The sequence below is a fragment of the Pseudarthrobacter chlorophenolicus A6 genome, assembly GCF_000022025.1.
GTDB classification, from domain to species: Bacteria; Actinomycetota; Actinomycetes; order Actinomycetales; family Micrococcaceae; genus Arthrobacter; species Arthrobacter chlorophenolicus.
The window spans coordinates 3922350-3935474 of sequence record NC_011886.1 but is presented as its reverse complement, the minus strand read 5'-3'; the positions used below and the strand labels follow the sequence as shown (position 1 = coordinate 3935474).

The following is a 13125-nucleotide window of genomic DNA, read 5'->3' as shown; positions in this document are numbered from 1 at the left end:
ATCTGTTCCTTAGGCTGGGTGGCTGACGGTACGGGTTGACGCCGGGGTGATGCCGAGGGCGGCGGCGTTCCCGGCGAGGACCTTCGCTTCGGCTGCGGAGGGAAGCTGTGCCTGATTTACCTCCGCCACTGGCTGGTCTGAGCCCATGTCGAACGGGTAGTCGGAGCCGAGCAGCACTTGGCCCGGTCCGGCGGCGGCTACGAGCGCCGCCAGCTCGGCAGGGCTGTGCACCAGGGAATCAAAGTAGAGCTTCTGCAGGTAGGACGACGGCGGTTCGGCGCACCCGTGGGCCTCGGGCCGGACCCGCCAGGCGTGATCGGAGCGGCCCAGGGTGGTGGGGAGGTACCCGCCCCCGTGTGCGGCCAGGACCTTGAGTTCAGGGTGCCGGTCGAGGACACCGGAGAAGACCAGATGGGACAGGGCCACGGCGTTTTCGGCGGGCTGGGAGACCGTATTGGCGAGGTAGAAGCGGTCCAGCCGCTCATCCAGCGAGCAGCCGAACGGGTGCAGGAACACCAGGGCGCCCAGCTCCGCGGCGCGGGACCATAATGGTTCGAGCCGCGGATCGCCCAGCTCAACGGTGCTGCGGTCCCCGCCGGGAGTGGCGGCGAAAGAACCGATTTCGACGCCGAGGAGTCCGCATTCCAGCACCGCGTGTTCCAGGGCTTCCACCATGAGGTGCGGGTGCTGCAGCGGAACCAGGCCCAGCCCGTTGAGCCGTTCCGGGGCGCGCTCCACGAACTCCCGCACCGCATGGTTCGCGGCCCGCGCGAGCTGCAGCGAGAGTTCCTCGCCGGCGAAGTAGTAGAAGTGCGATGGCGACGGCGAGACCAGCTGCACGTCCACGCCCTGGGCGTCCATATCGGCAAGCCGGCGGTCCAGGTCCGTCAACTGCGGCCACCGCTCCTTGATCATCTTTCCTGACGCGGCCATGGACTCGGGCCCGTTGCGCCGCACCTCCAGCGCCTGCTGCGCACCGAAGCCCTGGGGATCAGCCTCGGCCACCAGCTGCTGCAGGGCCGGAAGCAGGATGTGCGCGTGGACGTCGATGACAGGTGCCGGCGCGTCCGGGGAAAGGTTGCTCATGCGGTTTCCTTCAACATGGTGGAAAGCGAGTTCATCAGGCCGGGAACATCGGCGTCGCGGACGTCGTCGAGCATCCACTGGCCCAGCTGGACCGAGGCGTTGACCACAGCCGTGGCCCGGTCCAGGCGGCGGTCGGTGAACTCCTTGAACAGGGTTTCGGTGACGTGGTCGGCATTAATCAGCAGTTCGGCCAGGACGGCGGCGTCCTCCAAAGCCATGGCAGCGCCCTGGGCCACTGTGGGCGGGCAGCTGTGCGCGGCGTCGCCGATGATGACGGTGCGGCCGCGGTTCCACGGCCCGTCGACGAGGTGGGTGGTGAACCAGGTGTAGTTGATGCGGGCGCTGTGGTCCAGGTTGTCGCGGATCTCGTTCCACGGTCCGCCGTAGGCTGCGGCGAGTTCGGCCATGATGCGGGGGCCGTCCTCATGTTTGCGCTCCTGCGCCTCTTCCACCAGGTAGGCGTAGATGGTGTCCGGGCCCGTGGGGCAATAGCCGGCGATGAAGCAGGGGCCGCCGTAGGTGAGGTCGGTGCGGACCACTTCTTCGGGCCGCTCCACGAAAGCGCGCCAGATGCCCATGCCGGTGGGCCTGGGTTCGACATCGATGCCGATCGCCTTGCGGACGGCGGAGTGCAGCCCGTCAGCGCCGATCAGGAGGTCGTAGCTGGCGGCGGTGCCATCGGCTGTGCGCACGGTGACGGACCCGCCGTCGTCCGCTATCTCCGTGACCGTCCTGCCGTAGCTGATGCGTGCGCCCGCCTGCTCGGCGCGTTCGCGGAGGATGGCGGTGAGGTCCGGCCGGTACATGCCCATGGTGGCCGGAAGGTCATCGCCGCCGGTACGGATATCCTCAAGGACTGCCAGGACGGTGCCGTTGGGGTCCGGGGCGCGCAGGCCCAGGGTGCTGAACCCGTAGCCCTTGGCCTCTACCTGGTCCCAGACGCCGAGCTGCCGGAGGACCCGGAGGGCGTTCCCCTGCAGGGTGATTCCGGACCCGAGGGTCTGCGGGACGTCGGCCTTTTCCAGGATCTCCACCCGGATTCCTGCATCGGCCAGGAGGATGGCAGCGGCCAGCCCGGCGGCACCCGCCCCAACGATTCCTACGTTGTGTACTGCTGCCATCGCTGACTCCTTTGTTCTGACGGCGTTACTGGTGTTGGTATTAAGTGGAGCTGCCCGCGTGCGGCTTACCGCAGGGCGATCGGGTTGACGGGTGAGCCGACGGCACCGGTGATGGGCAACGGGGCTGCGGTCAGCAGGAAGTCGTACCTGCCGTCCGCCGCGCAGGCTTCGCCCAGTGCGTCCGGGTCCCACATCTCGCCGAGGAACAGTCCCAGGTTGGGGATGGCGATCTGGTGGAGGGGCTGGAACGCGGCGTCGAATTCGTTGGGGCGGACCTCGAAGCCCCAGGTGTCGGTGGCGATCCCGGCGATTTCGCTGCGGTGCAGCCAGGGGGCGGTGCTGAAGGACAGTCCGGGGGCGGACCCGCCGGCGTAGTCTCCCCAGCCGTCGCGCCGGGCGCGGGTGTACTGTCCGGTGCGGATCACCACGATGTCGCCGCGGCGCACTTGGGAGCTGGGTCCTTGTAGGTCGATGGTCCGCTGGAGATGTTCGGGGGTGATGGCGAAGCCGTCCGGCAGCTCGCCGTCGGTCCGTCCCAGCTCGGGTCCCAGGGCGCGGCCGACGTCGAGCAGCACACCCCGGGTGGCGATCTTGGCGGCGGCGGTTTCGATGCCGGTGACCAGGTCGCCTTCGGAAGTGACGACGTCACCGGCGGCGCGGCCGTTCCAGGCCTTGCCCTGGTCGAAGATGTGGCCCAGGCCGTCCCACTGGGTGGAGCACTGCAGCGGCATGGCGATGACGTCGTCCGCGCCGCCGAAGCCGTGGGGGAATCCCTGGTTGCCGCGTTCGGCGTCCACTCCGGTGTCCGTCATGGTGTGCACCGGGTTGGTGCGGCGCCGCCAGCCCTTTTGCGGGCCGTTGGTGTCGAACGGCTGGGACAGCGAGAACGCCTCCCCGGTGGTGACCAGTGCTGCGGCTTCGACGCGTTTGGCTGCGTCAATGAAGTTCAGGGTGCCCAGCACGTCATCGGCGCCCCAGCGGCCCCAGTTGTTGTGGGCTGCGGCCATGGCGCGGATGCTGCCCAGCGGATCGTCACGCCGGACCACCGGGGAATCAGTGGCTGATTCCCCGGTGCCGGTTGCTGTGTCCTGAGCGGTCACTGCTTGCTGCTTTCGGTGGTGGTTTCGTCCTTGCAGTGGATGAGCTGGGTGCCCAGGCCTGTGATGGTGCCTTCCATGACGTCGCCGTCCTGGAGGAGCCTGCCCCAGTGCTGGCCGTTGCCGGCCGGGCTGCCGGTGAGGACCAGGTCGCCTGGGCGCAGCGGCATGATCTGCGAGGCTTCGCTGACCAGTTTGGCCACGCCGAAGATCATGTCCTGCGTGGATTCGTCCTGCATGGCCTGGCCGTTGAGTTTCAGCGTCACCTGGACGTCCTGGGGGTCGCCGAAGAATTTGGCCGGCACCAGCAGGGGGCCGGTGGGCAGGAAACCGGGCGCGTTTTTGGCCCGGTACCAGTCCGAGCCGATGGCCGGCATGTCCTTGCGGAACACATACTCGCGCGTGGTGATGTCGTTGACCATGGTGTAGCCGAAGACGTGCTCGAGCGCTTCTTCGGGGGTGACCCGGAACGCCGTCTTGCCGATGACCGCCGCAAGTTCCAGCTCCCAGTCGTGGGACGTGGAGTACGACGGCAGGGTGAGGTCATCCGTGGCGGACGCGATCGCCGTCGGGAGCCCGATGAAGAAGTACGGCGTGCCCTGGCCCGCGCGCTTGTCCATCATGGCCGCCGTCGCGGCGCGGACCTCTTCGGCGTCTTCGCCCGGTTCGCGGTGTGCGACGGCGAGGTCGATGACGTGCTTGCGGTAGTTCGCACCGGTCTGCAGGATCTGGGTCGGCTCCACGGGGGCAAGGATTTCGACGGCCGCACGCGCCAGTCCGGTGTCTGCACCTGCGGAGGCGGCCAGGGAATCCAGTTCCGCTTCGGTGGTGTCCCAGTGCTCGATCAGGGAGTTGATGTCCCCGTCGAGCGGCAGGACCCGGTCATCAACGAGCAGGCCCGTGCGGGCTTTGCTGTCCCCGGGTTCCTGGAACCGGAGGAGTGAATAGGTGGTTTCAGCCATGGTGTCTTAGCCCCGGCCCTGCTGGGCGTAGGGGTTCAGGAGTGCTTCCTTCATTTCCGGGGAGGCGCCCTCTTCAGTGGCGGTGAAACCTTCGGCCGGCGGGAAGGACTCGGTCATGGAGTGCGGCATGGCGCCGTTCTTGTAGAAGTTATTGGAGCCCTCGGACGGCTTCCAGGTGTTGGCCTCCCAGTCCGGAACGTAGTTGCGGTAGCCGCCGGAGTTCAGCTCGACGCGCAGGCCGGAGGGGTCACGGAAGTAGAGGAAGTTCTGCTCGCCCACGCCGTGGATGGAGGGGCCATATTCCATGGGGGTCCCGTTCTCCATCATGACGTCGGCGGTGCGGAGCAGGTCCTCCGTGGCATCTACCCAGAAGGCAATGTGGTTGACGCGGCCGGGGCGGTTGGAGGTGTCCAGGACGACGCCGAGGTCGTGGGACTTTTCGTTGGTGGTCAGGACCGAGAAGACCGTGATGGGGGCTTCGTCCAGGTCCACGAATGCCATGACGCGGAAGCCGAGGGCCTCGTTGTACCACTTGGCAAAGCCGCGGACGTCCTGCGTGGCGACGGTGACGTGGTCCAGGAATCGCGGGGCGGCCGCGTGGCTGCTGCGACGCTCGGGACGGTCCGGATAGGTGGACTCGAAGCCGGGCTCGGCCACGAACTTTTCCACCTCATAGAACAGGCGCATGTGGTGGCCATAGGGGCCGGTGAACTCGTAGGCCTTGCCGTAGCCGTGGCCGCCGGCGGTCCAGGTGCCCTGTACACCAGTGGTTTCAATGCGCTGGGCGGCGGCTTCCAGGGCTGCCTGCGAATTGGTGCGCCAGGCCATCCGGCCGAGGGACGCTTCAGGGCCTTCGGTGATGACCAGGCTGTAACGGTAGTAGTCGCCCCAGCAGCGCAGGTAGGCGTTGCCATCCACCCGGTCAATGATGCGCATTCCGAACTTTTCCTCGTAGAACTTGGCCGAGGCTTCGACGTCGGGGGTGGTGATCTCAAGGTGGGCAAGATGGGAGAGGGGAGTTTCCACGCTGAATTCCTTCTGTGTACTGGCTGCTATCGGTTTGCTGCAGGTCCTGTAACCACTCTGGGGCAGCCCCATCATCGGGGGAAGCGCACTTTTTTTATATCGATCATTTATCCCGCAAATACCCGGAGCTGCCGGACGGCTCGGGCGTCTCTTTCCTGTCACCGGCAGTTCAAGGAGATAGGGAAACGAAATGCCGGCTATCGCTGATTACTATTTCCGCGTGCCAACTCAGTTCGTTAGCTTGGGGGTCGATTCACCGATCTGGCGGCCGCCCGCGCGCCAGGCTGGTGCCCAGCGGCCCACTCGCCCCCCGAACTCCTTGGAACGCCTTACATGCATACGTCAGCGAACATCAAACAGGCAGCAGGGGCAGCGTTAGTCCCGGAAGGGCTCCGCCCCACCGGCATGCTGGAAGTATCAGTGGCCGCACATTCCACGGGCGCCGGCGCGCTGGACGATGCGGTAGCCGTTGTCTCGGTGGCCGCAGCGGAGCACAAAATCGGCATCCTGATATCCCGCATTGGCGAGGACCGGTACATCGTACGTGCCCACCCAAGCGTTCCTTACGGGCTGGTCCGGCAGGCTATGGCATGAACACGCTCTTGAGAGAAACCCCTTCAGCACACCGGTAAACGTCAGAAGCCCCGATGCAAGGTGTATCGGGGCTTCTGACGTTTACGGGAGTTATAGCGCCTCCACATGCGCCCTGACGTGGGTGCCGTCTTGGCTGAGCCAGCCTTTGCCGGCGGCGTAGACAAGCATGTTGGCAAAGCGATAGTTCCACCCCATGCCGATCCTCCCGGCGCATTCCCCTTTGATCCAATCCACCGAAACCATGACGTCGTCATGGTCGAGTTTCCCGGCTGACGCGGACGCCAGTAGGCCCGGCAGGTCCTCCCTTGCCTCCTCGGACAAGAGCACCTTGAAGCTGGAGCAATCATCGGGCTCGTCAAGGGCAACTGAACCGGGGCTGACGCGAACGTGCACGTGGAATTCCTATCGCTCAAGGAGAATGCGTATTTGATTCCACTATGCCGATGCCGCGGAAGGCCGGGAAGACGAGGTTCCTGATGGCCGGTATTCACAATAGTTATGCCAGCCGGATCAAAAGCTGCGCACAGGATGCGCCGTTAGGGGCCAGCACTCTCGCGGTTGGACCCATCCAGCTCGGCCAAGAGGTAGGAAGCCACCATTCCTGAGAGTTTTTCAGCGATGTCGGGCCATTCCAGGTCACCGCTGCCTTCAGTAGTGCTGCCAAGGCCCAGACGGCGTGCCACCACGCTGTAGGCAACGTTGAAGCTCCAGTCGATATCCGACTGCCCGAGGTAGCCGCCGGGCCAGGCCCGCAGGACGCCGGCGAAGCGCGCCGCCAACTTTGCGTGCGAAGCCGCGCCCCGCTTTGAGATCGTCTCGTCGTGGGTGGCCCGCAACATGAAGGGACGAAGGATATCCGCGTACCGGCGGAGAATCTCGATGGTTAGGTTCACCGCTTCCTGGGCATAGCTCTTCAACGGTGCCTGAGGGGCCAGCCGCAAGGCCTCGAAAAGATGGCCTGAAGCAGCGTCGATGTCGTCCATCTTGCGGCCGTGGGCAACCCGGATGAGCTCGTCTTTGCCTTGAAAGCGGGCGTATATGGAACCGATGGACACTCCGGCATGCGCGCTGACTTCGGCCAGGGTGAATTCGTCGTTTCCCCGTTCCTCGAGCAGGGCCAGGGCCGCCTCAACCGTTTTTTCAAACGATTGGCGGCTCCTGGCCTGCTTGGGCTCGCGGGACTTAGTGTCCGGAAGTGTCACAAGGGGATCCTACAGAGTTTTCCCCTATCCCCAGCGTTCCGGGATGTCCGGATTTCCCATTCTCCGGACGGGACAACCCAGGCTGAAGCCACGGAATCCCAGCGCCTGAAGCAGAGGGGCTCGAGGGCGATGTCCACCTCACGGCTCTCGCCCGCGGCGAGATGGATGCCCTCGAAACCGGCTAACCTGAAGTCCGTTTCATGCGGCGCCCTAAGGTATGCCTGGACAACGTCGCGGCCGCCGGAGCCGCCGGTATTGGTGACCGTTGCCCTCACCGAGACACCATGAGCGCCATCCTCCTGTCGGGCACCGGAGGAACCGGCAGAAGCAACGGCATCGTCCAGCTCAAATGAGGTGTATCCAAGCCCGTATCCAAAGGGGTAGCGCGGTTGCAGTTCCTCGGTTTGGAAGTGCCGGTAACCCATAGGTTCGCTGGCTGCGTAGTCCAGCGTGAGGTTTTCATCCAACCCGGATCCCCAGCCGGGAATATCTTCATCACAGCGGGGGAAGGACACCGGCAGCCTGCCGGCAGGAGCGGTACTGCCGGTCAGCACTCCAGCCAATGCCGGACCGAATTCCTGCCCGGGGAACCACGCCATCAGCACTGCCTTGACCTTGTCCGCCCACGGCAGGAGCACTGCACGGGAGGCGTTGACCACCACAATGGTGTTGGCCGCCACCCCGGCAACGGCGTCAACCAGCCGGTCGCCCGCGGGGTCAAGTGCCGCCGTCGTGCGGTCCGCACTTTCACGGGATGACCCTTGCTGATCGCCAATGACCACCACCACGGCGTCTGCCCGCGCCGCGAGATCAACCGCGGCAGACAACGGATCGGTGACCTGTGCCGGTGTGGCCACTGCCGTGATCGCCTGCACGCGTCCGGGCCGGAACGCCATGTCGATCACCAGTTCCACCGTCCCTGCAGGCAGATCCACGGGAATCTCCTGGGTGTCTGCGCGCGCAACCACTCCCATGACGTCATCGGGCGCGGGCGGAGGAACCACCAACACCTCTTGGCCATCAACCCGGAGTGAACTGACGCCGGTCCCGCCGGCACCCACCATCCAGCGGGCAGCGGCGGGGAGGTTTACACGAGCCGTAATGCGTGCCCGGCCCGGAACGCCCGCGCCCAGGCCCGGGACCGGACCAAACCATACGAAAGCCGAAGACTTACGGATCTCGCGGTACACAACGTCGTCAATGTCACCGGCCGGCAGGACTTCCAGAAGAACGCCCGGCGTTCCGTCCGGCGCCGTACTTCCGAGTTCCGTCAGGGACAAAGCAGACGCCGGGGCGGCCCCGGGCTCGTAAAGAACCTCGACGCCGGGACCTGCTGCCTCGCGGATGGCGTCCAGGGGCGTGACCACCTGGCCTTCGGGACGCACTGTGGCGAAGGTTCCGCCTTGGAAGCACGGCTTGTCCGCATTGGGTCCCACCACTGCCAGCGTCTTCACCCGGGACAGGTCCAACGGCAGGATGGCGTCCTTGTTTTCGAGCAACACGAACGACTGGCCGGCGGCCTCGCGGAGCACCTTTAGCTGTTCCTCCTGGCTGCGCAGGTGCGCGGGTGCAGGTACGGAAGCGCCAGTGCGGCGACCCGTCCGGTCCGCGAGCCGGGTGACTCGTTCCACAGCGTCACCCAAACGCTCCGGTGCCACCGTGCCTGAAGCTACGGCCTCGGCAAAGCGGGCGCCAAGGTAGGTGGCCGGCCCGGGCATTTCCAGATCCAGGCCGGCGTTGGCCGCCGCCACTGTGTCATCCACCCCGTACCAGTCGGAAACCACCACGCCGTCGTAATGCCATTCATCTTTGAGGACGCTGATGAGGCCCGCGTTCTGGGAACAATGGGTGCCGTTGACCCGGTTGTAGGCCATCATCAACATCCAAGGATTGGCAGCGCGCACCGTCACCTCAAACGGCAACAGGTATGTCTCCCTCAAGGTTGCTTGTTCCACGCTCGAGTTCATCCGGCGTCGTTCTGTTTCAGTGTCGTTGGCTACTACGTGCTTGGTGCAGGAGCCAACGCCTTGCGATTGGAGACCCTCCACCCAGGCTGCACCCAACGTGCCGGTCAGATAGGGGTCTTCCGAGAACATCTCGAAGCCCCGGCCCGTCAGTGGTGAACGGGGCATGTTGAGGTTGGGGCCGAGGATTGCTGAGACGCCACGCTCGACGCCCTGCTGGCCAATTACCTGGCCTATATTCCGAACCAGCCCCGGATTCCATGTGGCGCCCAGGGCTGTTCCTGAAGGCATGATCAGGGAGGTGTCGCGTTCATCCATGGCCTTGCTGACGATTCCCAAGGGGCCGTCAAGCAGGACCATTTCGTCAACCCCGGCTGCTGCGCTCGCAGTGGTGCTCCAGCCGTTCAAACCGCCGGTGAGCTCTGCTCCAGCGATCTCCGTCCGGGCGGGTGCGGGATCAGCGTGTTCGCTGGTGGTTGTCACAGAGCTGCCACCTTTTCCGCGTCCGCGGCGGCTTCGTTGGACAGCAGCAGGGGCTGAACGCGCTCTGCGAAGAGCCGCATGGTCTGGGCAGTGAAGCGGCGTCGTTCGTCCGTGAGGGGCCCGCCCATCGCAGCCATGAGCACATTTCCGATACCCAGGTCAGCATATTTCTGCAGTTCGGCGGCTACTGTTTCCGGGCTGCCGTAGAGGCACCAGGTTCCCTTGTAGCCTTCGGTCCGGGCATCGGGAGTGGGGCGCAAGTCAACACCGCTGATGGCTTCGGCCGCTTTGTTGGCAGTGTGCTCGCGTTCAACGGTCTCTTGGTACTGCTCAAGGATGATGTCCATCTCGGCTGCAGCTTGCTCATCGGTTTCCGCGATGTGCACGTGCTGGTAGGAGTGGGTGGTCCATTCCAGGGCGGCGCGGATGGCCTCTTCCGAGTGGCCCGCAGCTTCAAGGGCACTGCGGTAGATGCCGAAGTTCTTCTTTACTTCCTCATACGCATTTCCGCTGTCGATGATGGGCGGGGTGAAGGCAAGAATGAAGGCCGGCTGGGCCTTCTTGGCTGCCCGCTCAACGCTGGAAGGCCGCGCTGCCACGGACATAACGCGGGGTTCCGGCTTTGTGTACGGCGCGGGAACGATCCGGGACACCACTGCGCCGCGGTAGTGGCCGTTGTCAAAGCTGACCGGCTCATCGCCGGGCTGCTTGGCCCAGAGACGCTCCGCGATCTCCAGATTCTCGTTGGCCAACCGTGAGCTGTCCTGGTAGTTCACGCCGAAACCGATCATTTCCTCCGGCGTGGTTCCGCTGCCGACACCCACCAGAAGCTTGCCGTCCGTCAGTTGGTCCAGCAGGGCGAGCCGCTCGGCAAACCGGACAGGGTGGTGCAGGGCCAGGGTCTGGACGGAAAAGCCGAAGTGCATACGCTCCAGTTTGCCCGCGAGGTACGCGGCAAAAATGAAGGGATCGCTTGCCGGCGGAGCGTAACCCGTGAAGTGGTGGTCGGGAAGGAAGACGGCGTCAAAACCCTTTTGCTCGGCGTCGGCGGCGTGCTCCACCATTGCCTGCATTACGGCACGGTCTTCTTCGGGGCCGCGGGAACGGGAAGTGAGGAACAGGGAAAAATGCATGGGAACTCCTGAAGTGTTGAGGGTGTCAGGCAGGAAGGCATTGGGCCGTCAGTGGCTCAGGGCGTTCTGCTTCGGATGGTTCTGAAATATGGATGGACCCTGGGCCGGCAGGCTCACTTCCAAGCTCTGCTGCCGCATCCAGCTCTGCTGCTGCGCGGGCAACAAGCCGACGGAACCACTGATGCCCCGGGTCCGGGGACTTGGAGGGATGCCACCAAGCGCACTCCACCAAGGTGGGGAGGCTGATGGGAAGCTGCATGATTTTGACACCGGCTACGGATGCGAGCATCTGGGCCAGCCGTTCCTGCACAAGGGCGAGCCGTGACGTCCCTGCTACTGCGAAAGGCAGCATGAGGAAGCTGTCAACAATGATGTCCGTCCTTTCCCCAAGCTGAAGGTCGTAGACCCGGCGGTCAGCCAGCGTCGAATTAACTTCCGTGCCGAACAACCTGGCCCAGCGTGCGTCGCGCATTTGCTCGACCGTCAGGTTTTTTTCCGGTGAAGTGTCTCCTGTGACGCACACCCAGTTGTCCGTGAACAGCTCCGTGTGGGGGAATCCGGAAAAGTGCCCTTTGGGTATGAGCATGAGATCCGCCGTCTGGAGCGTCTCCTTGATGCGTTCCACGGCCTCGGGTGTGACGGCATCGAAGTGCACCTGCACTCCCGGCGCCTCCTTCTGAAGCATGTTCATCAACGTTCCGGAAAGAGCCGTCAGGCAATAGTCGGACGTAACGATCCGGAAGCTGCGGGTTGAGACTGCAGGGTCGAATACAGCCTGCGCATCGAAGGTACGTTCAACCATCCTGAGGATCTGCGAAACGTCCTCCTGGAGGACCTGCGCCAGGGGGGTGAGCTCATATGACGAGCCGATCCGGGTCAGCAACTGATCATCAAATTGCCGGCGCAGCCTTTGCAGTGAAGAGCTCATGGCCGGTTGGCTGATTCCGATCCTCGCCCCCGCCCGGGTGACGTTTCGCTCCATCAGCAAAGCGTCAAGGGCAACCAAAAGGTTGAGATCGGCAGTCAGCAGGTTGACCATGGGATTCTCCTAATCCGAATTAGAATACTGATACTAATTATGAGGCGGGTCACATCCAAGGTCAATAGCCCTCTTTGGGCTAGGGAGTCTGGGGCGGGGGATTACCTCCGATCGCATCCGTGATGGACCGTGCTGCCCCGAGCAAGCTGTCGCGGCACTCCTCCAGGCGTGTCAAGGATTCATTTCCAGGGAATCCGTTGAGCGTGAGCGTCACAGCCACCTGCCCTTCGGAATCGAAGACCGGGGCATGCAAGGACGTGACCCCTGCAGGATCATCCAGCGCTGCGGGCCCGGAGGAGGCGGCCCTCTCGATGAGGAGGGGCAGAACGCCGCTGAGATCAGGTGCTGCGGTGTCGCTGGGTACGTAGACAATCCGCTCAAACTCGGCCGCAGCGCCAACATCCACGGACACGGCGTATCCCAGGGAGCGGACCTGTTCCAGCTCAGCATGTGCGAGCGTGGCGTCGACTTCACCCACGACGACGCGGGCGTTGTCGATCCAACGCTTTTCCGCAGCTTCTCCCGCCCATGCCACGTAGAGGGGCGCCAGGGGAGCGGCGAGGCCGAAGGAGACCCCCACCCGTGACGGCGAACCTCCGGGAGAGCTGTCCACTCCAGCCGCTGTCAGCACCACCACGGAATCATCAACCACTCCGCTGACCAGGACCTCCAGCTTCAAGGCATCCGCCAGGGCTTCAATGACGGGACGGGCGGCGTCAGCGGCTTTGACGTGCCGGGTCAGCGCCGTTGCGGGAGAGATGATGGAGGGGATGGTGAACGAGCCGTAGCCGCCACGAAGGAACAGCAAGGGAAGTTCCCGGGAGGATCCCACACCCAGGGCTTTGACGCGGCCAATCACGATGTCGTGGTCCCCGGAACGGATCACGTCCTCAATGTCGCAGTCGATCCAGGCCGCGGCACCTTCCAGCCGCGGGCTGCCGGACGGGGTATCGCCCCATTGGTTGGCCGTGAAACGGTCTTCGGCTTTGCGGGAGAAGGCGCGGCAAACATCCTGTTGCCCGGCGGTCAGGACATTGGCGCAGAAGGAACCCGTATCGCGGATTTTGGGCCAACTCGTCGAACGGACGTCGGGCATGAAGGCCACCAACGCAGGATCCAGCGATACGGAACTGAAAGTGCCCACCACCATTCCCACTGGTTCGTCGTCATCGGTCGCAGCGGTGATCAGAGTGACACCGGTGGGGTACTGGCCCAGGACATAACGGAACCAGGCTGCATTTTCCGGGCTGGTGTCCTGGGTTTCTGTGGTGGAAGCGCGGATGCTCTGTGTCATCGTGGTGCTCTCCTCTTCGTTGAGATTTCCTCCAGTAAACGCGGGGGAGAGGGGGCTGCGGAAATAGTTCCGGGGTATGCGGAGTATCGCGAATTCCGATGTTGGAGCACCCGGCATTGCGGCC

General features: G+C 64.4%; 12 protein-coding genes. 1 reads left to right on the top strand and 11 read right to left on the bottom strand.

The genetic code is table 11. From position 1 onward, the window contains the following. Window positions 1-9 precede the first annotated feature (9 nt). From ACHL_RS17775 to ACHL_RS17755, 5 genes are all read right to left on the bottom strand, one after another. Complete coding sequence (locus tag ACHL_RS17775) at window positions 10-1086, bottom strand: amidohydrolase family protein (protein ID WP_015938698.1); 1077 nt, start codon at window positions 1084-1086, stop codon at window positions 10-12. Then, complete coding sequence (locus ACHL_RS17770; protein WP_015938697.1) at window positions 1083-2207, bottom strand: FAD-dependent oxidoreductase; 1125 nt, start codon at window positions 2205-2207, stop codon at window positions 1083-1085. The genes ACHL_RS17775 and ACHL_RS17770 overlap by 4 nt, the downstream gene beginning before the upstream one ends. A gap of 65 nt (window positions 2208-2272) precedes the next feature. Beyond that, window positions 2273-3307, bottom strand: a complete 1035-nt coding sequence (locus ACHL_RS17765; RefSeq protein ID WP_015938696.1) for a cyclase family protein — start codon at window positions 3305-3307, stop codon at window positions 2273-2275. After that, window positions 3304-4266, bottom strand: a complete 963-nt coding sequence (locus tag ACHL_RS17760; RefSeq protein WP_015938695.1) for a fumarylacetoacetate hydrolase family protein — start codon at window positions 4264-4266, stop codon at window positions 3304-3306. The genes ACHL_RS17765 and ACHL_RS17760 overlap by 4 nt, the downstream gene beginning before the upstream one ends. Before the next feature lie 6 nt (window positions 4267-4272). Next, window positions 4273-5292 carry a VOC family protein gene (locus ACHL_RS17755; RefSeq protein WP_015938694.1) on the bottom strand — a complete coding sequence of 340 codons (1020 nt, stop codon included), beginning with the start codon at window positions 5290-5292 and terminating at the stop codon, window positions 4273-4275. 333 nt (window positions 5293-5625) lie between these two features. Between ACHL_RS17755 and ACHL_RS17750 the strand changes: the two genes are divergently transcribed. Further along, window positions 5626-5886: a hypothetical protein gene (locus ACHL_RS17750; RefSeq protein WP_015938693.1), complete on the top strand. Its 261-nt coding sequence runs from the start codon at window positions 5626-5628 to the stop codon at window positions 5884-5886. A gap of 90 nt (window positions 5887-5976) precedes the next feature. Here the strand turns inward: ACHL_RS17750 and ACHL_RS17745 are convergent, their stop codons facing one another. The 6 genes from ACHL_RS17745 to ACHL_RS23455 form a co-directional block, all read right to left on the bottom strand. Next, on the bottom strand, window positions 5977-6279 hold the full coding sequence (locus tag ACHL_RS17745) for a hypothetical protein (protein WP_015938692.1): 303 nt from the start codon (window positions 6277-6279) through the stop codon (window positions 5977-5979). A 143-nt stretch (window positions 6280-6422) separates the two neighbouring features. Next, complete coding sequence (locus tag ACHL_RS17740) at window positions 6423-7088, bottom strand: TetR/AcrR family transcriptional regulator (RefSeq protein WP_015938691.1); 666 nt, start codon at window positions 7086-7088, stop codon at window positions 6423-6425. Further along, complete coding sequence (locus ACHL_RS17735; protein ID WP_015938690.1) at window positions 7085-9535, bottom strand: beta-glucosidase; 2451 nt, start codon at window positions 9533-9535, stop codon at window positions 7085-7087. The genes ACHL_RS17740 and ACHL_RS17735 overlap by 4 nt, the downstream gene beginning before the upstream one ends. Further along, window positions 9532-10668, bottom strand: a complete 1137-nt coding sequence (locus tag ACHL_RS17730; protein WP_015938689.1) for an LLM class flavin-dependent oxidoreductase — start codon at window positions 10666-10668, stop codon at window positions 9532-9534. Before ACHL_RS17730 ends, ACHL_RS17735 begins: the two co-directional genes overlap by 4 nt. A 25-nt stretch (window positions 10669-10693) precedes the next feature. Beyond that, window positions 10694-11707, bottom strand: coding sequence for a LysR family transcriptional regulator (locus ACHL_RS17725; RefSeq protein ID WP_015938688.1), 1014 nt, complete (start codon window positions 11705-11707; stop codon window positions 10694-10696). A 79-nt stretch (window positions 11708-11786) separates the two neighbouring features. Next, window positions 11787-13001 (bottom strand): flavin reductase family protein, encoded by a 1215-nt coding sequence (locus ACHL_RS23455; protein ID WP_015938687.1) that lies wholly within the window; start codon window positions 12999-13001, stop codon window positions 11787-11789. Window positions 13002-13125 lie beyond the last annotated feature (124 nt).